This window comes from Roseateles saccharophilus (assembly GCF_004342485.1).
GTDB classification, from domain to species: Bacteria; Pseudomonadota; Gammaproteobacteria; order Burkholderiales; family Burkholderiaceae_C; genus Pelomonas; species Pelomonas saccharophila.
This window is the reverse complement of sequence record NZ_SMBU01000013.1, coordinates 73888-95581: the sequence shown is the minus strand read 5'-3', so window position 1 is coordinate 95581 and position 21694 is coordinate 73888. Positions and strand designations below refer to the sequence as shown.

General features: G+C 67.5%; 19 protein-coding genes. 12 read left to right on the top strand and 7 right to left on the bottom strand.

Annotation, left to right across the window (positions count from 1 at the left end; translation table 11 throughout):
* Nucleotides 1-11: 11 nt before the first annotated feature.
* The 11 genes from tssF to EV671_RS12995 all read left to right on the top strand — a co-directional run bounded on the left by tssF (nucleotide 12) and on the right by EV671_RS12995 (nucleotide 14611).
* Nucleotides 12-1883 (top strand): type VI secretion system baseplate subunit TssF, encoded by a 1872-nt coding sequence (tssF, locus tag EV671_RS13045; protein ID WP_132571986.1) that lies wholly within the window; start codon nucleotides 12-14, stop codon nucleotides 1881-1883.
* Nucleotides 1880-2962: a type VI secretion system baseplate subunit TssG gene (gene tssG, locus EV671_RS13040; protein ID WP_132571983.1), complete on the top strand. Its 1083-nt coding sequence runs from the start codon at nucleotides 1880-1882 to the stop codon at nucleotides 2960-2962. Before tssF ends, tssG begins: the two co-directional genes overlap by 4 nt.
* 16 nt (nucleotides 2963-2978) lie before the next feature.
* Nucleotides 2979-5699 (top strand): type VI secretion system ATPase TssH, encoded by a 2721-nt coding sequence (gene tssH, locus EV671_RS13035; RefSeq protein WP_132571980.1) that lies wholly within the window; start codon nucleotides 2979-2981, stop codon nucleotides 5697-5699.
* Nucleotides 5700-5775: 76 nt separating this feature from the next.
* Complete coding sequence (locus EV671_RS13030) at nucleotides 5776-6060, top strand: hypothetical protein (protein ID WP_132571977.1); 285 nt, start codon at nucleotides 5776-5778, stop codon at nucleotides 6058-6060.
* 46 nt (nucleotides 6061-6106) lie between these two features.
* On the top strand, nucleotides 6107-7228 hold the full coding sequence (locus EV671_RS13025) for a PI-PLC domain-containing protein (protein ID WP_132571974.1): 1122 nt from the start codon (nucleotides 6107-6109) through the stop codon (nucleotides 7226-7228).
* A 116-nt stretch (nucleotides 7229-7344) separates the two neighbouring features.
* Nucleotides 7345-7734, top strand: coding sequence for a DUF6795 domain-containing protein (locus tag EV671_RS13020; protein WP_132571971.1), 390 nt, complete (start codon nucleotides 7345-7347; stop codon nucleotides 7732-7734).
* Nucleotides 7735-7745: 11 nt separating this feature from the next.
* On the top strand, nucleotides 7746-8900 hold the full coding sequence (locus tag EV671_RS13015; RefSeq protein ID WP_132571968.1) for a lipase family protein: 1155 nt from the start codon (nucleotides 7746-7748) through the stop codon (nucleotides 8898-8900).
* Between the two features lie 79 nt (nucleotides 8901-8979).
* On the top strand, nucleotides 8980-10353 hold the full coding sequence (locus EV671_RS13010) for a tetratricopeptide repeat protein (RefSeq protein ID WP_132571965.1): 1374 nt from the start codon (nucleotides 8980-8982) through the stop codon (nucleotides 10351-10353).
* A 115-nt stretch (nucleotides 10354-10468) separates the two neighbouring features.
* Nucleotides 10469-12511: a type VI secretion system Vgr family protein gene (locus EV671_RS13005; RefSeq protein ID WP_165917550.1), complete on the top strand. Its 2043-nt coding sequence runs from the start codon at nucleotides 10469-10471 to the stop codon at nucleotides 12509-12511.
* A gap of 22 nt (nucleotides 12512-12533) precedes the next feature.
* The gene (locus EV671_RS13000; RefSeq protein ID WP_132571959.1) at nucleotides 12534-13934 is read left to right on the top strand and encodes a polymorphic toxin type 15 domain-containing protein; all 1401 of its coding nucleotides are present in this window, start codon (nucleotides 12534-12536) and stop codon (nucleotides 13932-13934) included.
* Between the two features lie 20 nt (nucleotides 13935-13954).
* Nucleotides 13955-14611 (top strand): GAD-like domain-containing protein, encoded by a 657-nt coding sequence (locus tag EV671_RS12995; protein WP_132572050.1) that lies wholly within the window; start codon nucleotides 13955-13957, stop codon nucleotides 14609-14611.
* A 244-nt stretch (nucleotides 14612-14855) separates the two neighbouring features.
* On the opposite strand, the gene alr is transcribed toward EV671_RS12995, so the two are convergent.
* Together alr and EV671_RS12985 are read right to left on the bottom strand one after the other, a co-directional pair.
* Entirely contained in the window at nucleotides 14856-15920 is a 1065-nt protein-coding gene (gene alr, locus EV671_RS12990; RefSeq protein ID WP_132571956.1) for an alanine racemase, read from the bottom strand.
* On the bottom strand, nucleotides 15917-17221 hold the full coding sequence (locus tag EV671_RS12985; RefSeq protein WP_132571953.1) for a D-amino acid dehydrogenase: 1305 nt from the start codon (nucleotides 17219-17221) through the stop codon (nucleotides 15917-15919). The genes alr and EV671_RS12985 overlap by 4 nt, the downstream gene beginning before the upstream one ends.
* A gap of 131 nt (nucleotides 17222-17352) precedes the next feature.
* Between EV671_RS12985 and EV671_RS12980 the strand changes: the two genes are divergently transcribed.
* Entirely contained in the window at nucleotides 17353-17817 is a 465-nt protein-coding gene (locus EV671_RS12980; RefSeq protein ID WP_132571949.1) for a winged helix-turn-helix transcriptional regulator, read from the top strand.
* Here the strand turns inward: EV671_RS12980 and EV671_RS12975 are convergent.
* Genes EV671_RS12975 through EV671_RS12955 form a run of 5 tightly spaced genes read right to left on the bottom strand, consistent with a single transcriptional unit; the run spans nucleotide 17814 to nucleotide 21609 of the window.
* Nucleotides 17814-18443 carry a coiled-coil domain-containing protein gene (locus EV671_RS12975; RefSeq protein WP_132571946.1) on the bottom strand — a complete coding sequence of 210 codons (630 nt, stop codon included), beginning with the start codon at nucleotides 18441-18443 and terminating at the stop codon, nucleotides 17814-17816. The two genes, EV671_RS12980 and EV671_RS12975, sit on opposite strands and share 4 nt — an antisense overlap.
* Nucleotides 18444-18445: 2 nt before the next feature.
* The gene (locus EV671_RS12970) at nucleotides 18446-20104 is read right to left on the bottom strand and encodes a putative porin (protein ID WP_132571943.1); all 1659 of its coding nucleotides are present in this window, start codon (nucleotides 20102-20104) and stop codon (nucleotides 18446-18448) included.
* An 11-nt stretch (nucleotides 20105-20115) separates the two neighbouring features.
* Complete coding sequence (locus EV671_RS12965; RefSeq protein ID WP_132571940.1) at nucleotides 20116-20787, bottom strand: TonB C-terminal domain-containing protein; 672 nt, start codon at nucleotides 20785-20787, stop codon at nucleotides 20116-20118.
* 2 nt (nucleotides 20788-20789) lie between these two features.
* Nucleotides 20790-21191 carry an ExbD/TolR family protein gene (locus tag EV671_RS12960; RefSeq protein WP_132571937.1) on the bottom strand — a complete coding sequence of 134 codons (402 nt, stop codon included), beginning with the start codon at nucleotides 21189-21191 and terminating at the stop codon, nucleotides 20790-20792.
* A gap of 4 nt (nucleotides 21192-21195) precedes the next feature.
* Complete coding sequence (locus tag EV671_RS12955) at nucleotides 21196-21609, bottom strand: ExbD/TolR family protein (protein WP_132571935.1); 414 nt, start codon at nucleotides 21607-21609, stop codon at nucleotides 21196-21198.
* Nucleotides 21610-21694 lie beyond the last annotated feature (85 nt).

Sequence of the window (21694 nt, the reverse complement as noted above, 5' to 3'; positions counted from 1 at the left end):
GACCGCCCTTCATGGACCCGCGCCTCATCGGCTATTACGAACAGGAACTCCAGCATCTCCAGGACATGGGGAGGGAGTTCGCCGAGCAATTCCCCAAGCAGGCCGCGCGTCTCAGGCTGGGCAAGGACGTCGAGGTCGCCGACCCGTATGTGGAGCGGCTGCTCGAGGGCTTCGCCTTCCTGGCGGCGCGCGTGCAGCTGAAGCTGGACGCCGAGTTCCCGCGCTTCACGCAGCACCTCGTCGAGATCCTCTACCCGCAGTTCCTCGCGCCGCTGCCGTCCATGCTGATCGCGCAGGTGCAGCCCGATCCCGGCGATGCCGGCCTGCTGACCGGCGTGACGCTGCCGCGCGGCAGCATGCTGCGCGGCCAGTCGACGCGTGCGGGGCTGACGGACTGCCGCTTCCGCACCGCGCACGAGCTGGTCATGTGGCCGCTGGAGCTGACGGCCGCCGAGTATTTCAGCCACGCTTCCAACCTGCCACTGAACGGGCAGGACGGCTGGCGCAAGTTCTCGTCCGGCCTGCGCATCAGGCTGCGCACGACAGGCGGTGCCGACTTCAGCCAGCTGGCACTGCAGGACCTGCGCCTGCATTTCTCGGCCGGCGGCGAGCTGGGCTATGCCCTGCATGAGCTGGTCTGCGGCCACACGCTGGGCGTCATCGTCAGCGCCGGCGCGAAACACGAGACCGTGGCGCCGACCTGTGTGCGCGCCGTCGGCTTCGAGGAAGACCAGGCGCTGCTGCCGGTCAGCCCGCGCGGCTTCGGCGGCTACCGGCTGCTGCAGGAATACTTCGCCTTCCCGAGCCGTTTCATGTTCTTCGACCTGGCCGGCATCGGCGACACGCTGCGCCGCCTCGGCGGCCAGGAGGTCGAGATCGTGCTGCTGTTCTCGCGGGCCAATGGCGCGCTGTCGCAGTCGGTCGACGCGAGCTCGCTGGCGCTGAACTGCGTGCCCGCCATCAACCTGTTCGAGCAGCGCTGCGACCGCGTGCAGATCGGGCCACAGGGGCACGACTATCACGTCGTCGTGGACCGCGCACGGCCGATGGACTTCGAGATCATCGACCTGCTCGACGTGACCGGCCACGGCAACGACCTGGCGCGCGAGCGCCGCTTCTCGCCGCTGTATGCCGCCTTCCACCAGGAGGACGAGGAACGCGGCGCCTATTACACGCTGCAGCGCGAGCCGCGCCTGCTGTCGCCGCGGCAGAAGGATCTGCGCGGCACCGGTCCGCGCTCCAGCTACATCGGCAGCGAGATCTTCGTCTCCATCGTCGACACGAAGGAAGCGCCGTTCAGCGCCGACCTGCAGCAGCTCAGCGTGAAGGCGCTGTGCTCCAACCGCGACCTGCCGCTCTTGATGAGTACCGGCACCGACGACGACCTCGGCCTGGAAGGCAGCGCGCCGATCAAGGGCATCCGCGTCGTCAGGGGGCCGTCGCGGCCCCAGTCGGCGCTGCGCGAGTCCAACCTGACCTGGCGCTTCATCAACCAGCTGTCGCTGAACCACCTGAGCCTGTCGGACACCAATGAGCACGAGGGTGCCGCGGCGTTGCGCGAGATGCTGCGCCTGTACGCCCGCGAGGGCGACGAGGCGGCCCAGCGCCAGATCGAAGGCGTCCGCTCGGTGAAGACCGAATCCGTCGTGCGCCGGCTGCGCAAGCCCGGCCCCATCGCCTTCGGGCGCGGTGTGCAGATCTCGCTGACCGTCGACGAGCTGGCCTTCCAGGGCGGCTCCGCCTTCCTGCTGGCTTGTGTGCTGGAGCGCTTCTTCGGCCGGCATGTGTCGATGAACGGCTTCACCGAGCTGCACATGAGCGCGCCGTCGCGCGGCGTCATCTTCGCGGGCCGTCCGCAGGACGGTTCCAGGCCCTTGCTATGACCAGGTCGCCGGCAGCCATCGCAGATTTCTGGCGGCAGCTGCACGAGGCGCCGTGGGACCACGACTTCTTCCATGCGCTGCGGCGGCTGGAGAACCTGCACCCCGACCGGCCGCGGCTGGGCACGGCGCGGCGCCCGCAGGACGAGGCGTTGCGGTTGGGGCAGTCGCCCGAGCTGTCGTTCGCGCCGGCGGCGCTGCATGCGGCCACCGGGCCCAGCGCCAGCTCGCCGGGCCGCATCGACGTGCGCTTCTTCGGCCTGTTCGGTCCCAACGGTCCGCTGCCGCTGCACCTCACCGAGTACGCGCGCGAGCGGCTGCTGCATGCCAACGATGCGGCCTTCACGCGCTTCGCCGACCTGTTCCACCACCGGCTGCTGCTGCTGTTCTACCGTGCCTGGGCGCAGGCCCAGCCCACCGTCAGCCTGGACCGCGAGGGCGACGACCGCATTTCGGCCTTCATCGGCTCGCTGGTGGGCATAGGCACGCCGGCGCTGCGCGGCCGCGACAGCGCCGACGACCATGCCCGCCTGCACTTCGCCGGCATCCTGTCCTCGCCGGTGCGCAGCGCCGAGGGGCTGGCCAAGATGCTCAGCGGCGTGTTGCAGCGCCCGGTGCAGGTGGAGCAGTTCGTGGGCAACTGGATGCCGCTGCCCGAGTCCGAGCGCACGCGCATCGGCCGCAACACGCTGGGCGAGCGCGCGCACAGCGGCAACTGCGTCGGCGGCGGCGCCGTGCTGGGCCGCGCCGTGTGGGATCGCCAGCACAACTTCCGCATCCACGTTGGCCCGCTCGACGCCAAGGCCTTCGCGGCGCTGCTGCCCGATGGCGACAGCCTGCCGCGCATCGTGCCGCTGGTCATGCATTACGTCGGCGAGGAACTGCACTGGGATCTGCGCCTCGTGCTGGACCGCGACCAGGTGCCCGCGACGCGGCCCGGCATCGCCGGCCGGCTGGGCTGGACCAGCTGGCTCGGCCAGAAGGAGCGTTCGCACGATGCCCACATCGTGTTGACGCCCGGACCCGCCATTCAGCGTCTGTTGAAGAACAGCCGTCCGCACGGCGCGGCTCATCCGAATTAGCTCAGAGGAGAGAACCATGGCTGAAATCAGTCGCGTCGCCGTCTTCGGCAAGCTCAACGCCCTGACCTACAAGGCGGTCGAGGGCGCAACGGTGTTCTGCAAGCTGCGCGGCAACCCCTACGTGGAGCTGGAGCACTGGATCGCGCAGATCGTCCAGAACCCCGATTCGGACTGGCACCGCATCCTGCGGCATTTCGACATCGACGACGCCGTGCTGGCCAAGGACATCACGACGGCGCTGGACCGCCTGCCGCGCGGCGCCACGGCCATCTCCGACATCGCCGAGAACATCACCAACGCGATCGAGCGCGGCTGGGTCTACGGCTCGCTGATGTATGGCGACACGGCGGTGCGCAGCGGCTATGTGCTGCTGGGCATGCTGAAGACGACCTTCCTGCGCAACGCGCTGTTCGCGATCTCGCGCCAGTTCGAGCGCGTCAAGGCCGACGATCTGGCCGAAGGCATGGCCAAGATCGTCGCCGGCTCGCCCGAGGACGGCCAGACCGCCAGCGACGGCTCCGGTGCCGGCGCTCCCGGCGAGGCCAGCGGCGCCATCGCGCCGGCCGCGATGGGCAAGCAGGAGGCGCTGAAGAAGTTCACGGTGGACCTGACCGAGCAGGCCCGCAGCGGCAAGATGGACCCCATCGTCGGCCGCGACGACGAGATCCGCCAGGTCGTCGACATCCTGATGCGGCGCCGCCAGAACAACCCCATCCTGGTCGGCGAGGCCGGCGTGGGCAAGACGGCCGTCGTCGAAGGCTTCGCCCAGCGCATCGCGCGCGGCGACGTGCCGCCCAGCCTGAAGGATGTGGAGCTGCGCGCGCTGGACGTGGGCCTGTTGCAGGCCGGCGCCAGCATGAAGGGCGAGTTCGAGCAGCGCCTGCGCAGCGTCATCGACGAGGTGCAGGCCAGCGCCAAGCCCATCATCCTGTTCATCGACGAGACCCATACGCTGGTCGGTGCCGGCGGCGCGGCCGGCACGGGCGACGCGGCCAACCTGCTGAAGCCGGCGCTGGCGCGCGGCACGCTGCGCACCGTCGGCGCGACCACCTTCGCCGAGTACAAGAAGCACATCGAGAAGGATCCGGCGCTGACCCGCCGCTTCCAGACCGTGCAGGTCGACGAGCCCGACGAAGTGCGTGCCGTGCTGATGATGCGCGGCGTGGCCGGCACGATGGAGAAGCATCACCAGGTGCAGATCCTCGACGAGGCGCTGGAAGCCGCGGTCAAGTTGAGCCACCGCTACATTCCGGCGCGCCAACTGCCCGACAAGAGCGTCAGCCTGCTCGACACCGCCTGTGCGCGTGTGGCCGTGAGCCTGCACGCGACGCCGGCCGAAGTGGACGACTCGCGCAAGCGCATCGAGGCGCTGGAAGTCGAGCTGGGCATCATCGGTCGCGAGGCGGCCGTGGGCATTAACGTCGGGTCGCGCGAGGCCGTCGCCCGCGAACACCTGGCCGCCGAGAAGGCCCGCCTGGAAGCGCTGGACGCCCGTTGGGCTGCCGAGCGCACGCTGGTGGACGAGGTGCTGGGCCTGCGCGCCAAGCTGCGCGCGGCGTCGCAGCCGGTCGAGGGCACGGGCAGTGCGCTGGAGGCGGAAGCCAAGACCGATGCAGCAGCCCCCGCCGATGCACCGTCCGCCGAGGAGCGCGCCGCCTGGCTCGAACAACTCAAGACTGCGCAGGACAAGCTCGCCGAACTGCAGGGCGAGTCGCCGCTGATCCTGCCGACCGTGGACTATCAGGCCGTCGCCGCCGTCGTCGGCGACTGGACCGGCATTCCCGTCGGCCGCATGGCGCGCAACGAGATCGAGACCATCCTGAAGATCGCCGACCACCTGGGTCAGCGCGTCATCGGCCAGGACCACGCGATGGAGATGATCGCCAAGCGCATCCAGACCTCGCGCGCGGGCCTGGACAACCCCAGCAAGCCCATCGGCGTCTTCATGCTGGCCGGCACCTCCGGCGTCGGCAAGACCGAGACCGCGCTGGCGTTGGCCGAGGCCCTGTATGGCGGCGAGCAGAACCTCATCACCATCAACATGAGCGAGTACCAGGAGGCCCACACGGTCTCCACGCTCAAGGGCGCGCCTCCGGGATACGTTGGCTACGGCGAAGGCGGCGTGCTGACCGAGGCCGTGCGCCGCAAGCCCTACAGCGTCGTGCTGCTGGACGAGGTCGAGAAGGCCCACCCGGACGTGCACGAGATGTTCTTCCAGGTCTTCGACAAGGGCTTCATGGAAGACGGCGAGGGCCGTTTCATCGACTTCAAGAACACGCTGATCCTGCTGACGACCAACGCCGGCACCGACCTCATCGCCAGCCTGTGCAAGGACCCCGATCTGATGCCCGATCCCGAGGGCATGGCCAAGGCGCTGCGCGAGCCGCTGCTGAAGATCTTCCCGCCCGCACTGCTGGGCCGGCTGGTCAGCATCCCCTACTACCCGTTGTCTGACGAGATGCTGGGCAAGATCGTCCGGCTGCAGCTGGGCCGCATCAAGAAGCGGGTAGAGGCGCGCTACAAGATTCCGTTCGAGTATGGCGACGATGTCGTCAAGCTTGTGGTCAGCCGCTGCACCGAGAGCGAGTCCGGCGGCCGCATGATCGATGCCATCCTGACCAACACCATGCTGCCGGATGTCAGCCGTGAGTTCCTGAACCGGATGATGCGCGGCGAGGAGATCAAGGGCGTGACGGTCGGCGTGGCGGACGATGGGTTCGGCTACGAATTCGCCTGACGGACTCGATGTCGATCTGGCACGCAACGCCATGCAGAAATCTGGCAGCCGTATCCCGGCCCCCGCGGACACCCCCGTGTCCACCGGCGGTGTCCGGTACGAACAGGTCAAGAACGGCTTGACGGCCGGCTTTGACCAGATGGGCGGTTACCTGGCCGCCTACGACGAGGCCTCGGGCCAGCAGCTGTGGACGCTGAAGGTCTTTGACAACCAGCGCCTGCCTGGCAAGGAAGGCGACGTGCAGGACGTGTTCTTCAAGTCCATGACGCTGCAGGCAGACGGCACGTTGCTGATCGAGAACGAACGCCGCGCGCGCTTGGTCGTCGATCTCGAAACTAGAACCGGCACTGCTGCGCAGTAGGGCTTGCCGAGGCCCTCGCATCACGGCTTTTACTGGAGCAAGCACCATGACCGCATTCCTCAGCCACTACGCGAACAAGCAGCTCAATCAGATCGTCTTCCCCGGCTCGCACGACGCCGGCATCTACGGCCAGGGCAAGAGCAACGTCATCACCCAGAGCCTGGACATCGCGGGCCAGGCCAACGCCGGGGTGCGCTTCTTCGACATGCGCATCGCCACCGTCAAGCGCAGCGACGGCAGCTTTGACCAGAAGTCCTACCACCTGGCCAAGGGCGTCATCGACAACAAGCACAAGGGCGCCAGGCCCGGCGAGGCGCAGTCGCACCAGAACGTGGGCCACCTCGGCGGCTGGGGCCAGGACACGCTGACGGACATGCTCACGCAGGCCAAGACCTATGTGGCGGCGAACCCGTCGGAGTTCCTGATCCTGAAGTTCTCCAAGTGCTACAACCTGAAGGACGTGGTCGACACCTGCGTGCGCGTGCTGGGCGACACCCAGTTCAACCACAACACCTCGGGCGGCGCCAAGATCAACCTCAACACGCGCACGGTCGGCAGCCTGGCGGGCAAGGTCATCACGCTGTTCGACCCCAAGGAGCTGGAGAAGCTGGGGCCCGTCATCAACGGCCAGATCTACAGCGGCTGCCTGTCCTTCGGCGAGCTCTTCGACAAGGAGACCGGCGCGTCGCGCCAATACCAGAAGGACTTCCACGGGCTCCAGTACTTCGGCAAGTTCAGCAGCACCGACGACATCAAGAAGAACACCAAGAAGCAGGCGAAGCAGATGGGCAGCGGCGTCACCTGCGACCGCGACGCCATGGGCATGATGTACTGGACCACCACCGGCATGCTGGCCAGCATCAAGGACCGCAACGACAAGATGTGGTCGGGCGTGAACGTGCAGGCGCTGCGCGACGTCTGGGAGGCGGGCTACAAGAAGGCCATGATGAACCAGCTGGGCGCGCTGAGCTTCAAGGACCTCTACAGGAGCAACAGCCACCTGTACGTGGCCAACAAGAACAGGTGGACGAGCTTCACGCCCAACATCGTGATGATCGATTTCGCCGACTACCAGAAGTGCGTGACGATCTACAACCTGAACCGCGTCAGGAACGAGATGCTCGAGACCTTGATGCAGCAGTCGGGCCATGCGATCGAAGGGCTTTGAATCCAATGATCGAGAGGTGTCCTGTGCAAGTTGCAGCAAGTGGCCGCCGCTGGCGCAAGGCATTGATGGCGTTCATCGTCACGCTGGGCGTGAGCGCCTGTACTGAAGGACATGCGATGGGAAAGATGGTGTTGTTCTCCGCCGTGCGCGGAACCGTTCTGCAAGATGGCAAGCCGGTCGCTGGCGCCACCATCGAGCGCGAGTTCGACTGGGCCTGGAAGAGCGAGAAGGGCAAGGACAGCACGACGACCGACGCGGCGGGCGCGTTCTCGCTGCCGGCCATCGTGCGCAGCTCCTTCCTGGGTTCCTTGCTGCCGCACGAGCCGCTGGTCAAGCAGACGATCACGATCATCCACGCCGGCAAGAGCCACAAGGCCTGGGTGCTGTTCAAGCGGGACTACGACGACAACGGCGAGCTGGACGGCAAGCCCATCGTCATGACCTGCAAGCTGGGCACTGAGCCCCAGCGCCGTGGCGAAGTCTTCGGCATCTGTGAGCTTTCCTGAGGAGCGAGACGATGGGCGTTCTGAATCCTTCCCAGGCCGCGGCGATCGCGTCGGGCGTCTACCAGCTGCGCGAATCGAGCGTGACTGAGCTGCACGAAATCCAGGCTCCGCTGGGTTGCGAAGGCATGTTCGCGGTGGCGGACAACGGCCGCTTCACCGGCAGGAGCGGGGGCGGCCCGTTCAAGAAGATCAGCGGCTTCGGCTACGTCGCGGCGGGTGAAGGCGCCTTTGCCGGCGAGGTGCTGATCTCGACGCGCGGCACCGCGCAGACAGCGGACTGGCTCAGCAACCTCAACATCGGCATGCAGCTCGGGCCCAGCAGCCATCTCGTGCACGCCGGATTCCATGAGGTGTGGAAGAGCTTCAAACAGGAGATCTTCGACTTCCTGCGCAACCGCAACCCCAGCCGCATCCATTGCGTGGGGCACAGCCTGGGTGGCGCCCTGGCCATGCTTAACGCCGACGCGCTGAGCGCGCAAGGACTGCCGGTGAGCCTCTACACCTTCGGCGCGCCGCGCACCGGCGACGTGTTCTTCTCCCGCTCGATGACCAAACGCCTGGGCGCCGACCACATCCATCGCGTGTCGGCCACGTCCGACCCGGTGCCGATGATCCCGCTGTTCCCGTTCTGCCACATGCCCTTCGACGGTGCCGGCAACGTCATCCAGAGCACGGGCCTGATCAGCGTGGCCGCGCACAACATGAAGCGCAGCTACATCCCCGGCGTCAGGGACCGTAGCTGGCAGACCCTGGCGGACGAGAACCACCCCGACGAGGAGCAGAACGTGAAGTCCTGGCTGGAGCAGGCCGCCGAGGGCAAGGGCAGCATCCTGATGGGTTCGGCCAGCGCGCTGACGATGATCGGCAAGGGCCTGCGCTGGCTGCTGGCGCGCCTGAAGGACCTGCTCGTCGGCGCCGTCGGCGTGACGCTCGCCGTGTCGGCAACGCTGCTCGACCAACTGGCCTGGCTGCTCGCCAAGGGGGCCGCGGCGTCCAAGGAGGTGGCGGGTCAGGTGACGGGGTTGATGAAGGCCATCTTCCGCTTCCTCGGCCGCGTGACGATGGCCGTCACCGACCTCACGGTCGGCTTCCTTCGCTGGGTGCTCGACCTGCTGTTCTCGTCAGTGCGTGTCGTCGCGGAGCGTGCCCTCGCGTTCCTGAATTGACGGTTCCTTGCTGCCCGCGACCCGGTCGCTGGAGACCCCTGACCTCGGCTCGCCAGCGCGCACCGAGACTGTGAAGCCGATGTCCAAGACCAAATCCCATCGCCGCGCCATCCCGTCCAACCCGCCGCAGCCGCAGCGGGCCGAGCTGAGCTACGACGAGGCCTTGCGGTTGGCCATCGCCATGCACCAGGACCGGCGTGTGCTGGCCGCCGAGAAGCTCTACCGCAAGCTCGTCGAGGTGCGCCCGGACGACCCCAACCCGCTGCACTTCCTGGGCGTGCTGCTGCATCAGGACGGCAAGAGCGAAGAGGCGCTGGCGATGATCGACCGCTCGCTGGAGATGGACCCTGGCGTCGCCTCCTGGCACAACAACCGTGGCAATGTGCTGCTGATGCTGCAGCGTGCCGACGATGCCCGCGCCGCCTACGAGCGCTGCCGCGAACTCGAACCCGCGAACCCGGCCGTGGCCAACAACCTCGGCTGCCTGCTGCGTGCCATGGGCGAGGTCGATGCCGCGGAGGCGCTGTTCCGCGAGCTGCTGGCGCGCGAGCCGGCGTTTGCCGACGCGCACACCAACTTCGCCAACCTGCTGGTGGAGACCCGCCGTGTGCAGGAGGCCATGCATCACTTCGGCACCTCGCTGGAACTGCGGCCCGACGACCCCAAGGCCAACCGCATGATGGGGATGATCTTTGCGCACAGCGGCCAGCCCGAGAAGGCCGCCCAGGCCTTCGAGCGCTGGATCGCGGCCGAGCCCGACAACCCCCAGCCGCGCCACCACCTGGCGGCCGTGACCGGCAGGAACGCACCCGAGCGGGCGTCCGACGACTACGTCAGCAAGCTGTTCGACTCCTTCTCGCTGAGCTTCGACGAGCGCCTGGCCTTCCTCGAGTACCGGGCCCCCAGCCTTGTGGCCGAGCTGCTGCAGCGCCTGGCGCCCGAGGCCCGCGGCGACCTGGCGGTGCTGGACGCTGGCTGCGGCACGGGCCTGTGCGCGCCTTTCCTGGCGCCCTATGCGCGCGAGCTGATCGGCGTCGATCTGTCCGGCGGCATGCTCGACAAGGCCCGCGAGCGTGGCGGCTATCACGAGCTCGTGAAAGCCGAGCTGGTGGGCTATCTGCAGCACCACCCCGCCCGCTTCGACCTCATCGTCAGCGCCGACACGCTGTGCTATTTCGGCCGCATCGACGCCGCCATGAAGGCGGCGGCCCAGGCGCTGCGGCCCGGCGGCCGGCTCATCTTCACCGTCGAAGCCTTGTCCGGCGAGGTGCCCGAGCCGGCCGGCTACCGCCTGCAGCTGCACGGGCGCTATGCGCACGAGCGCGCCTACGTCGAGGCCTGCCTGGCCGAGGCCGGGCTGCAGGTGTCGGCCGTCGAGTCCGTCGTGCTGCGCCAGGAAGTGGGCGAGCCCGTATCCGGTTGGCTGGTCGGCGCGCAGCGGCCCGCAGCATGAGAGGCGCCGTCCTTCGCGCGGGGGATTGCCGCGGGCACCCTGCTGCGACACCATGCCTGCTGACTGCCGAGCCGCCTTCGTCGACCCGCGTCCCCAGAGCTCGCCAGGAGAGCCCATGACCTCGCCGCCTCCCTTCACCCTCCACACCCAGCCCGACCAGCAGCTGCTGTTCCAGTCCCTGAACGCCACCGAGGAATTGGGCCGGTTGTTCGAGTTCAACGTGCTGGCGCTCGCCGAGGCCAAGGCCAACGTGGATCTCGAAGGTCTGCTGGGCAAGAAGGCCTATGTCAGCCTGCAGATCGACGACAGTACGCAGCGCCATCTGCACGGCGTCGTCGCCAGCGCAGGCCTGGACGGCGCCAGTGGTGGCTACGCGGCCTATCGCCTCACGCTGCGGCCCTGGCTGTGGCTGGCCACGCTGCGCGCCGACACGCGCATCTTCCAGAACATCGGCATCGAAGCCCTCATCAAGAAGGTGCTCCAGCCCTATGGTGGCGACATCGAGTTCAAGCTGCAGGGCAGCTATCCCACCTACGAATACTGCGTGCAGTACCGCGAGTCGGACTTCAACTTCGTCAGCCGCCTGATGGAGCAGGAAGGCATCTACTACTTCTTCAAGCACACCGACAGCAAGCACACCCTCGTCGTCGTCGACAAGATGAGCTCGCACGAGGCCTATCCCAAGCACGACAGCTTCAAGTTCCGGCAGGGTCTGGGTGACGGCCAGCATGCTGGCGTCGTCAGCGAGTGGCGTCACTTTTTCGAATTGCAGTCGGCCAAGACGACGACCAACGACTACAACTACCTCACGCCGAGCACGGCGCTGCTGAAGGACAGCACGTCCATGCACTCGGGGGCGCCAGCCGCGCTGGAGGTCTACGACCCGCCGGGCGAGTACCTCACGGTCGCCGAAGGCCAGCGCTACGTGAAGCTGCGCATGGAGGAGTCCGACGCGCGCTATGCGGCGGCCAGTGCCAAGACCAACATCCGCGGTGTCGCCGTGGGCGCCACGTTCAGCCTGACCGACCACCCGCGCGACGCCGAGAACGCCAAGTACCTCGTCGTCAGCACGCGCATCGACGCCGTCTACAGCGGCTACGAAGCCGGCCAGCGCGACTCGCACTTCAGCTGCAGCTTCAATGCGCTGCGCGCCAAAGATCTGTTCCGCAGCCAGCGCATCACGCCCAAGCCGCACATCAGCGGCACGCAGTCGGCCGTCGTTGTCGGCCCCAAGGGCGAGGAGATCTACACCGACCAGCATGGCCGCATCAAGGTGCAGTTCCACTGGGACCGCCTGGGCAAGAGCGACGAGAACAGCTCCTGCTGGCTGCGCGTGGCCACGCCCATCGCCGGCAAGGCCTGGGGCATGATTTCGCTGCCGCGCATCGGCCAGGAAGTCGTCGTGCAGTTCTCCGAGGGCGACCCGGACCGGCCCGTCATCATCGGCAGCGTCTACAACGCCGAGCAGATCCCGCCCTATCTGCTGCCCGACCACGCCACCGTCTCCACCTTCCGATCGCGCTCCAGCAAGCAGGGCGTGGCCGCCAATTTCAACGAACTGGCCTTCGAAGACAAGATCGGCGACGAATACATCCGCCTGCACGCCGAGAAGGACCTGCTGGAGATCGTCAAGCACGACGCCCACCTGGAGGTCGGCAACGACCAGTTCCGCAAGGTGGCCAAGAACCTCACCGAGGAATTCGGCGAGAACGTGGAACGCACGATCGGCAAGAACCTGGCCGACACCATTGCAGAGAACGTCCAGGTCACCATCGGCAAGGACGCCAGTGCCGACATCGGCGGCAAGCATGGCGTCAACGTCGCGTCGGACGCCAGCTATGCCAGCGGCGCATCCATTTCCGTCGAGTCCGGGGCGGGCACCGACATCAAGGTCGCCAGCAACCTGCACATCAAGGCCGGTGCCAACGTCGTCATCGAGGCCGGCGCCACGCTGACGCTCAAGGGCGCCATGATCAACATCGAGGGCAGCGGCCCGGTCAGCATCACCGGCGCGATGGTGAAGATCAACTCGGGCGGCGGCGGTGGCGGCGGCAGTGCCAGCCCCCAGAAGCCTGGCAAGCCCGAGAAGGCCCAGAAGCCCGAGGCGCTGAAGACCTTCAAGGACAAGGTCGCGGACGATCTGGGCAAGAAGCGCTGAGCCCGGTCGGAGCGAGACTGCCTTGGCCAACTACCGCATTCCCGGGCCACTCGACGCGAGTCGAGGTAACCACGACGTGCGCGACGGCACCGGCCAGCGCAGGGCCGGCGTCACGCCGGGATTCATCAACGGCGCGGCCGCTGGCAACACCAGTGCTTGGGATGCGTTCCTCAAGAATGCGGAACGCGTCGAGGCGGTCTACGACGCCGTGGGCATTGGCCAGCAGCGTGCAGGTGCTGCCATCCTGCGCGAGACGGGGCACGCACTGGAGGAACTGGTCAAGGGCCTGATTCCGGGGCTGCTCATGATGATGGTGGTGCTGGTGGCCACGACGGTCATCGGCGGCGTGATCGGTGCGGTGATCGGTTTCTTTGCCGGCGGTGCCGGTGCCGCGCCCGGTGCGGTGATCGGTGCCGACCTGGGTGTCTCCGCAGGCGTCACCATCCTCACCTGGCTGGGCCTGGGTTTCCTGGTCGTTGGCATCGCCCAGGGGTTTGGCGAGCTGATCGGCGCCTTGAGCCACGCCACCACGCGGGCCTGGAACGCGCCCGACAGCCCTCGCACCCGCGCAGAGGTCGATGCAGCGGGCGACGAGTACGCCTATGCGGTTGCCCTTTTGTTCAAGCTCATCCTGATGGCCATCGTGGCGCGGCTGACGATGGGCCAGGGAAAGGCGTCTGCCGAGGAGACGTTGGCGCTGCTGCGCAAGAGCAAGTTGGGTGAGGGGTTCGCGGAGTGGGTGGCGAAGAACCAGGATGCGTTGCTCAGGAATCCTCGGTTGAGGCCCAAGCCCAAGGCCAAGCAAAGCGAGGCGCCGGTACAGGAGGCGCAATCGCCGAGTCAAGTCCAGAAGCAGGCTGGGAAAGCTGAGGCGGCGGAAGAGGTCGCCCAGCCTGGTATGAAGCAAAAGAAGGTGAAATGCTTCAAGAAGAACGAGAAGGGCGATCCAGCCGAATATGACCGCCAACTTTCGGGCCAGGAGAAGGGGCTGAATGATTTGACGGTCAAAGAGTATTTGGACGGGCGCAAGCGCTACTCGGAGATCGGACGCGAGGGAACTGGCGCCGCACAGAAAGAGGCGCGCGACAAATACTCGAAAGAACTCCAGGCGCAGTATGAAAAGCAGCTGGGTGAAGACGGCATATTCGGAGATGAAGCAGCTCAGAAGGCTGCTGCCTTGACCGCCGAGCGCATGAAGACACTGGCCGCACTCCACAATCCGGACATGATTGCTGGAGGCAAGGACGTGGTGACCTCAATGGGTGACAAGGGCGTCAATTCATCGATTGGTTCGCAGTGGAAGAACGGTGCTGACGAACTTGGGCGCAGTCGCGTGGAAGCGCTGGATGACGCTGCGAAAACCGTGCCGGAAAACGCTCGTGGCGCCACCAAGATGAATGCCAGCCTCAAGCGGTGCAAGTGATCGAAAAGATAGGAAGTCTCATGGATCAGTTTTTTGAAAACTTCTTGGGCTACAAGCAGTTCGGGCCCGCTTCTGCGCGCAGAGATGTGTCGTCAGAGAAGATCGAGCAATTTCGCGGCCAGTTGCCGGACAAGCTGCTTGAATACTGGCAAGAGCATGGCTGGTGCGCATATGCGCAGGGCCTGCTCTGGACCGTGGATCCCGCTGAGTGGGAGGATGCACTCGATAGCTGGATCGGCGAAACCAAGTTCATGGAACTCGACTCGTTCCATGTGATCGCCCGCACGGCTTTCGGGGAGTTGATCCTCTGGGGAAAGAACACGGGGCAGTCGCTGAAGATCGTCCCGGCATACGGATGGGCTTTCCCCGCGTTTGACGCGGAGACCTTCGCGCGCCGAGGGGCCGACAAGGAACTGCAGCTTTTCTTTTCCAGCAGTTCGCGTGAAGCCTACGACATGAAAGATGTCGACGACCAGCCATTGTTCGAGCGTGCGCTGGCCAAACTGGGACCGCTCGACCACGACACCATGTACGGCTTCGTACCCGCGCTGGCGCTTGGTGGCGAAGCTTCGCTGGACCGGCTGCAGAAGCTGAAGGCCCAAGTTCACCTCGATATCCTGGCGCAAATGACCGAGTTGCAGGTCATGGCGGACGTCGCGCAGGCGGCCAAGGGGTGAGCACGCGCCAGGGGCGCTAAATCCCACCAGCGAACGAACACTGGTCGGGGCCATCGTCACGCAATTGTTCGAGACGCAGCGGCGCTTTTCGAGCCGGCAGGGACCGCCATCGCGATGGCCGAAGGTTTTGGCGAGCTGCTCGGCCTGTCGAGCCACGCCACCATGCGCGCTCGGAAGGCTCCCGATGGCAGCGGCCCCGCACCAAGATTCTTCAATGTCGGCCGGCCGCCTGTGCAGCGACTTATCAGACGTAGCGCAGCGGCACGCGCTTGACGTTGCACAGCAGCTCGTACGAGATCGTGCCGGCGCACCGGGCGACCTCGTTGACGGAGACCTGCTGGCCCCAGAGCTCGACGCTGCTGCCGATGCCGGCGTCGGGCATCTGCGTGAGGTCCACGGTCAGCATGTCCATCGACACGCGGCCCAGCAGCCGCGTCATCTGCCCCTGCACGGCGACCGGCGTGCCGGTGGACGCCGCGCGCGGATAGCCGTCGGCGTAGCCCATGGCCACGATGCCGACCCGGGTCGGGCGGTCGGCGACGAAGGCGCCGCCATAGCCCAGCGCCTCGCCGGCCGCGAGCCAGCGCGTGGCGAAGACCTGGCTGCGCAGCGTCATGACGGCCTGCAGGCCGTTGTCGGCGGCGGGCATGGGGTCGGCGCCGTAGAGCAGGATGCCGGGTCTGGCCCAGTCGCGGTGGCCGGCCGGCCAGCCGAGGATGCCCGCGGAGTTGCACAGGCTGCGCGCGCCGGCCAGGCCCTCGGTGGCGGCGTCGAAGACGCGCAGCTGTTCCAGCGTCGCGTCCGCCGCCGGTTCGTCGGCGCGGGCGAAGTGGCTCATCAGCACGACCTCGGCCACCTTGCCACTGGCCAGCAGGCGTGCATGCGCCTCATGCACCTGCTGCGGTGAAAACCCGGCGCGATGCATGCCCGTGTCGATCTTCAGCCAGGCGACCAGGGCCCCGGCCGGCAGCTTCGAGCCCTCGATCATCCGCAGCTGCTCGGGCTGGTGGACCACGACCCAGAGCCGATGCTCGACCGCGAGATCGAGCTCCTTGCCGTCGAAGACGCCTTCCAGCACGAGGAGGGGCGCCGACACGCCAGCGCGGCGCAGCGCGACGGCCTCGTCGAGGAAGGCCACCGCGAAGCCGTCGCATTCGTCGCCCAGCGCCTGGGCGCACCTGACGGCGCCATGCCCGTAGGCATTGGCCTTCAGCACGCCGAGCTGCCGGCCACCGTGGCGCGCTCGCGCCAGCCTGGCGTTGGCGCGCAGCGCCTGCAGGTCGATGACGGCTTCGGCCGGACGCGTCATGCCGCCGCTCCGGCGGCGACGCCCGTGCGGCTCTGGCCGGTGGGGCCGCCGGTATAGCGGTCCATCGCAAGGCCGTCGGTGCGGATGCCGGGCTTGCGGCCGGTGACCAGGTCGGCGAGCAATTGGCCGGAGCCGCAGGCCATGGTCCAGCCGAGGGTGCCGTGGCCGGTGTTGAGGTAGAGGCCTTGCACGGAGGTGGCGCCGATGATGGGCGTGCCGTCCGGCGTCATCGGGCGCAGGCCGGTCCAGAACTGCGCCTGAGGCAGGTCGCCGCCGGGGAAGAGGTCGGAGACGACCATCTCCAGCGTCTCGCGCCGGCGCGGGTTCAGCCTCAGGTCGAAGCCGCCGAGCTCGGCCATGCCGCCCACGCGGATGCGGTCGTTGAAGCGCGTGATGGCGATCTTGTAGGTCTCGTCGAGCACCGTGGACACGGGCGCGCGGGACTCGTCAACCAGCGGGATGGTCAGCGAATAGCCCTTGAGCGGGTAGACCGGCACCTTGAGGCCCAGCGGCGCGAGCAGCTCGCGCGAGTAGCTGCCCAGAGCCAGCACCACGCGGTCGGCCTTCAGCACCTCGCCATTGGCCAGGCGCACGCCGCTGATGCGGCCATTGTCGACCAGCAGTTTCTGGATGCCGGTGCCGAAGCGCAGGTTCACGCCCAGGTCGACCAGCTTCTGCGACAGCGCCGTCGTGAACATTTGGCAGTCGCCGGTCTCGTCATTGGGCAGGCGCAGGCCGCCGACCAGGCGGTCGCGGGCATGGGCCAGTCCCGGCTCGACCCGGGCCAGGCCGTCGCGGTCGAGCAGCTCGAACGGCACGCCGCATTCGCGCAGCACGGTGATGTCCTTCTCCACCGCATCGAGCTGGGCCTGCGAGCGGAACACCTGCAGCGTGCCGCCGGTGCGCTGCTCGTAGGCTATGCCGGTCTCGGCGCGCAGCTCGCGCAGGCAGTCGCGGCTGTACTCGGCGACGCGCATCATGCGTTCCTTGTTCGTCGCGTAGCGCCCGGCCGTGCAGTTGCGCAGCATCTGCGCCATCCACTGCAACTGGAACAGCGAGCCATCGGGGCGGATGGACAGGGGCGCGTGGCGCTGGAACAGCCACTTCATCGCCTTCAGCGGGATGCCGGGTGCGGCCCAGGGCGTCGAGTAGCCGGGCGAGACCTGGCCGGCGTTGGCGAAGCTGGTTTCCAGCGCCACGCCCGGCTGCCTCTCCAGCAGCGTGACCTCGGCGCCGCCGCGCGCCAGGTAGTAGGCGCTCGTCACGCCGATGACCCCACCACCCAGAACCAGAACCTTCATGGCCATTCCCAGCAAGTCAGTGAATAGATGAAGTCTATTTTTTTGATTGCAGTGAATATCACTGAAATATTTAGGATGTTGGGTGAATGTGTGGAGACAATCCGGCCGTCGCCACGGCCTGGAAGTGAAAAATGCAGGAACTCGACCGCATCGACCTGAAGATCCTGGACATCCTGCAGCGCGAGGGCCGTCTGCCCATCACCGAGTTGTCGGAGCGCATCGGCCTGTCCGCTTCGCCCTGCACCGAGCGCGTGCGCCGGCTGGAGCGCTCGGGCGTCATCACGGGTTACCACGCACGCGTGGACCCGCATGCGCTGGGGCGGTCGCTGCTGGTGTTCGTGGAGCTGACGCTGTCCACCAAGTCCGAGGACATCTTTGCCCAGGTCAAGCGCGAGCTGCAGCTTGTGCCCGAGGTGCTGGAATGCCACCTTGTGTCCGGCGGTTTCGACTACCTCGTGAAGGCGCGGCTGGGGCAGATGAACGACTACCGCCAGCTGCTCGGCAAGATCCTGAAGAAGATCCCCGTGCCGGCCCAGTCCCACAGCTATGTGGTGATGGAAGAGGTCAAGGAGACCTTGATGCTGGGCGTCCTCTAGCGGCCGGCGACGCGTTGCGCTGCCAGCTCGGCGCGCAGCTTCTCGGCCTGGTCCTCGAAGCGCACGGCCGTCAGGCCCAGCACCGGGTCCTGCTGCAGCGCCGTGTCCAGCCTGGAGCGGCCGGTGTAGAGCTGCACCAGCTGCTGGCCCAGTGCGTAGAGCTGGTGGTTCCTGGCCTCGGCGTCGGCGAGGGCCGCGGTGCTGCGTTCCAGCAGCTGCACCAGCGACTGGTTGGCCTGCTGGCGGGCGCCACCCTCCTGCCGGGCGGCGAGCAGCTGCTTCTGCAGCGCCTGCTCGCGCTCGGCGGCCTGGGCCTCGGCCTGCTGCTGCGCGTCCTTGGCGGTCTGCAGCTGCGCGCGCAGTGCGTCCAGCTCGGCCTCGCGGGCCTTGAGGCGGGCGGCGCCGCCGGCAATCTGGGCGCGGGCGGCGGTGGCGTCCTTGTGCGCCGTGGCCGCATCGGCCTCGGCCCTGGCCTTGTCGGCCTGCAGCGTGGACTGCTGCTCCTGGGCGGCACGCAGCGCGGCCTGGGCGCGGCGCAGCGCCTCGCGCTCCCTGGAGGGCTTGGCATCCTCGGCGTGGGCCGTGAGCGCGGCGACGACGAGCAGGGCGATGGCAGTGCGCTTCATCGTCAGAACCTCGCATTCAGGTCGAACTGGAAGACGTCGATCTTCAAGGGTGCGCTGCTCAGGTTGCCGCTGACCGAGGTCGGGTCGCTCGGCACCGCCAGGAAGCGCACGCCGTCGTCGAGGTTGCGGGTGCTGGTCCAGCGGCCGCTGAGCCAGAAGTTGCGGTCCAGGCCATAGCTGGCACCCAGGCTCCAGCCCTTGTAGTTGGTGCCGCCGAGGTGCCAGGTGGTGTCGGTGAAGCCGTCGACCCAGGCATCGCGCTGCACCAGGCGCCAGGCCGCGAAGGCCTGCCAGTCGCCGCGGCGGGCGAGCTTGTTGGCGCCGACCTGGATGCGGGCCTGGGCGGCATTGGTCTTCTCCTTCAGGTCGGGCAGCGGCACGCCGGCGCGGGCCTCGATGTCCTTGATGTCGAAGCCGGTGTTCTTGATCAGGTCCAGCGTCATGCCGACGGGCACGGGCAGCACGCCGTCCAGCTGCAGGCCCAGGGTCAGGTCGAGCGGGCGGAACTTGGACGCCAGGCCCCAGGTCGGCGCGGCCGTGCTGCTGGGGTCGTTGATGTTGATCAGCGTGTTGCCCTTCAGGCGCAGGCCGCTCGAATACTGCGACGCGAAGTAGTTCGTCGCGCCGCTGCGCGGCCCGCTGGGCGGCGGGTCGGTCTCGCGCTGGCCCTGCATATGGCGGAAGTCGTAGGCCGCCAGGCCCAGCTTGAACTGCACGCCGCGGGCGAGGTCGAGCTCGCCGCCGAGCTGGGCGCCGAGCAGCCATTTGTCCTTGGTGCTCAGCTGCAGCTCCTCCAGCGGGAAGACGCCGGCCGTCGCGAACACTGAGCGCTCGGGCTTGAACGAATGGCTGAGCCGCGCCGCCACGCCGTCGAAGGCGAGGTCCTCGGGCCAGGCCAGGTCGGTGCCGTAGAAGGGGTTGGGCATGCGGCCGAAATCGGCGGACAGGCCCTTGCCGAGCACGTCCGGCTGCCAGCGGATGTAGGCGCGGTCCAGGCCCAGCGTGTAGCGGTTGAAGTCATTGCCCAGGGTCTGCGACGTGGACGTGGCGCTGCTGCCGGTGCTGCCGGTCGCGATGCGCAGGCCGGCCTGCACCTCGTCGCTGAGCCTGGCGTTCACTTCCAGGCGGCCGCGCAGCGTCAGGCGCTGCCGGTCGGTCGTCGTGTTCACGAGGTCGGGCGACCAGGCCGGCGAGGCCGTCTGCGCGCGGTAGACCTCGGCCGGCACATTGCCCTTGTCGAAGAACTCGCTCTGGCCGCGCACACGCAGGTCGCCGCCAACCTGGATGCGGTCTATCCATTCGGGCAGCGCATCGGGCTGGCCCCAGCGCTCGCTCTTGGCCTGGGCCAGCACCTCGGCCTTGATCTCGTCGCGCATCTGCGCGCGCACCGTCTCGGGCACATAAGGGATGCGCAGCACCTTGGGCGCCGCGGCATCGGCCTGCGGTTGAGGGGCCGGCGCGGCGGCCGTGGCCTGGGCCTGCTTCAGGATGGCCTCGGCCTTGTCGCGCGTCAGCAGGCCCTGGGCCACGAGTGCGTCGATCAGGGCCTGGGTTGTCGCGCGCAGGCGGGCGAGTTCCTCCTTGTCGGAGGCCGGAGCCGTCTGGGCCTGGACGGAGGTCGCGATGAGGCTGGCGAGCAGCAGCGTGAGGATGGGTTTCATGGGGTCGGAGGTCAGGCTTGCGGTCGCACGTTCAGGCGAAAGCGCATGGGTTGGGACAAGGCCAAGGCGGGCGGCGGCGGCAGCTTGAACTGACGGCGGGTCTCGTCGAGCGCGGCGCGCATGGCGCTGTCGTTGCCGTCGTTGCCGCTGGGGGACAACTCGAAGCGCTGGATGCCGCCGTCCTTGTCCAGCCAGATCGCGAAGGTCGCGGTCAGCTGGTCGGCGTCGGCCTTCAGATGCTTCTCGATCTCGCCCTGCAGCAGCTGGCGGGCGGTGTTGGCATAGAAGCGCTCCTGCGCACGGTCCGAAGCCGTGCCGGCCGGGCCACCGGAGCCCGTGCCCGGCGAGCCCCCGGCGTAGTCCCTGTTGACGCTACCCGCGCCGAAGGCGCTCGGCCCGTCGCCGGCCGCGCCTTCCATCTTGATCGCCTCGGCCGGCTTGGGCGCCTCGACCTGCTTGATCTGCTCCTCGCGGATGAGCTGCTTGGGCTCTTCCTTCGGCGGCTCGGGCTTCTTCTCCTCCTTGGGCGGAGGAGGAGGCGGCGGCGTGTCGGGCAGGATGGAGATCTTGGCGACCTGGCGCCTGGGCGCCTCGGCCTTCATGTGGGTGACGCCCCACCACGCCGTGAAGGCCAGTAGCACGAAACCGACGGCGGCGAGGAGCTTGAGATGGAGGGGCTTCATCGTCAGGTCCCGATCCGGCTCGTCACCAGGCCCATGTTGACCTGCAGCTTGTTGCACAGGTCGATGACGGCGACGACGCTGGCGTACTGCGTGCGCGCATCGCCCTTGATCGCGACGGACATCTGCGCGTCGCGCTGCTTGGCGGCGTTGAGCTGGGTCTCCAGTTCCGGGAAGCTGACGCCCACGCCGTTCAGCAGCACGCCGCCGTCGGGCATCACCTGCACGATCTTCAGCTCGTGCTTCTCGGTGCTGGGCTTGTTGCTGGGCTTGGGCATCGTGATGCCGAGGCCCTGCACCGAGGCGGTCGTCATCAGGATGAAGACGACGAGCAGCACGTAGGCGAGATCGAGCATCGGCGTCACGTTGATGGTGTCGTAGGGTTTGGCGTCCTGGTTGACTTGCATGGCCTCACTCCACGGCGGCTCGTTTGGTGACGAGCCCAATCTCGGTGATGTCCAGCTTCTTGGCGACTTCCAGCACCTGCATCACCTTCTCGTACTGCGCGCTCGCGTCAGCCTTCAGCACGACGGGCAGTGCCGGGTTCGCCGACTTGTACTGAGCCAGAGAGGTGCGCAGTTGCTCCATGTCCACCGGGTAGGCGTCCAGGTAGACGCCGCCGTCCGCCGTGATCGTGATGGCGCGGGTCTGCGGCTTGGCGAGGTTGTTGGCCGCCTGCGTTTCGGGCGACTTCACCTTCACGCCCTGTACCGACGCGGTCGTCAGGATGATGAAGGTCACCAGCAGCACATAGGCGAGGTCCAACATCGGCGTGATGTTGATGTCGTCGTAGGGCTGGTTGTCTGACTTGACGTCACCGGCCATGGCGATGGCTCCTTCCCGCGGGCCGAGCGCCGGGCCGCTCCCAAGCCGGCCCGCCATGGCGATGTGCCTGCGGCTCAACGCCGCA

Coding starts and splice junctions, on each gene's coding strand:
- tssF (WP_132571986.1), top strand. CDS start 12: ATGGACCCGCGCCTCATCGGCTATTACGAACAGGAACTCCAGCATCTC.
- tssG (WP_132571983.1), top strand. CDS start 1,880: ATGACCAGGTCGCCGGCAGCCATCGCAGATTTCTGGCGGCAGCTGCAC.
- tssH (WP_132571980.1), top strand. CDS start 2,979: ATGGCTGAAATCAGTCGCGTCGCCGTCTTCGGCAAGCTCAACGCCCTG.
- EV671_RS13025 (WP_132571974.1), top strand. CDS start 6,107: ATGACCGCATTCCTCAGCCACTACGCGAACAAGCAGCTCAATCAGATC.
- EV671_RS13020 (WP_132571971.1), top strand. CDS start 7,345: ATGGGAAAGATGGTGTTGTTCTCCGCCGTGCGCGGAACCGTTCTGCAA.
- EV671_RS13015 (WP_132571968.1), top strand. CDS start 7,746: ATGGGCGTTCTGAATCCTTCCCAGGCCGCGGCGATCGCGTCGGGCGTC.
- EV671_RS13010 (WP_132571965.1), top strand. CDS start 8,980: ATGTCCAAGACCAAATCCCATCGCCGCGCCATCCCGTCCAACCCGCCG.
- EV671_RS13005 (WP_165917550.1), top strand. CDS start 10,469: ATGACCTCGCCGCCTCCCTTCACCCTCCACACCCAGCCCGACCAGCAG.
- EV671_RS12995 (WP_132572050.1), top strand. CDS start 13,955: ATGGATCAGTTTTTTGAAAACTTCTTGGGCTACAAGCAGTTCGGGCCC.
- alr (WP_132571956.1), bottom strand. CDS start 15,920: ATGACGCGTCCGGCCGAAGCCGTCATCGACCTGCAGGCGCTGCGCGCC.
- EV671_RS12985 (WP_132571953.1), bottom strand. CDS start 17,221: ATGAAGGTTCTGGTTCTGGGTGGTGGGGTCATCGGCGTGACGAGCGCC.
- EV671_RS12980 (WP_132571949.1), top strand. CDS start 17,353: ATGCAGGAACTCGACCGCATCGACCTGAAGATCCTGGACATCCTGCAG.
- EV671_RS12975 (WP_132571946.1), bottom strand. CDS start 18,443: ATGAAGCGCACTGCCATCGCCCTGCTCGTCGTCGCCGCGCTCACGGCC.
- EV671_RS12970 (WP_132571943.1), bottom strand. CDS start 20,104: ATGAAACCCATCCTCACGCTGCTGCTCGCCAGCCTCATCGCGACCTCC.
- EV671_RS12965 (WP_132571940.1), bottom strand. CDS start 20,787: ATGAAGCCCCTCCATCTCAAGCTCCTCGCCGCCGTCGGTTTCGTGCTA.
- EV671_RS12960 (WP_132571937.1), bottom strand. CDS start 21,191: ATGCAAGTCAACCAGGACGCCAAACCCTACGACACCATCAACGTGACG.
- EV671_RS12955 (WP_132571935.1), bottom strand. CDS start 21,609: ATGGCCGGTGACGTCAAGTCAGACAACCAGCCCTACGACGACATCAAC.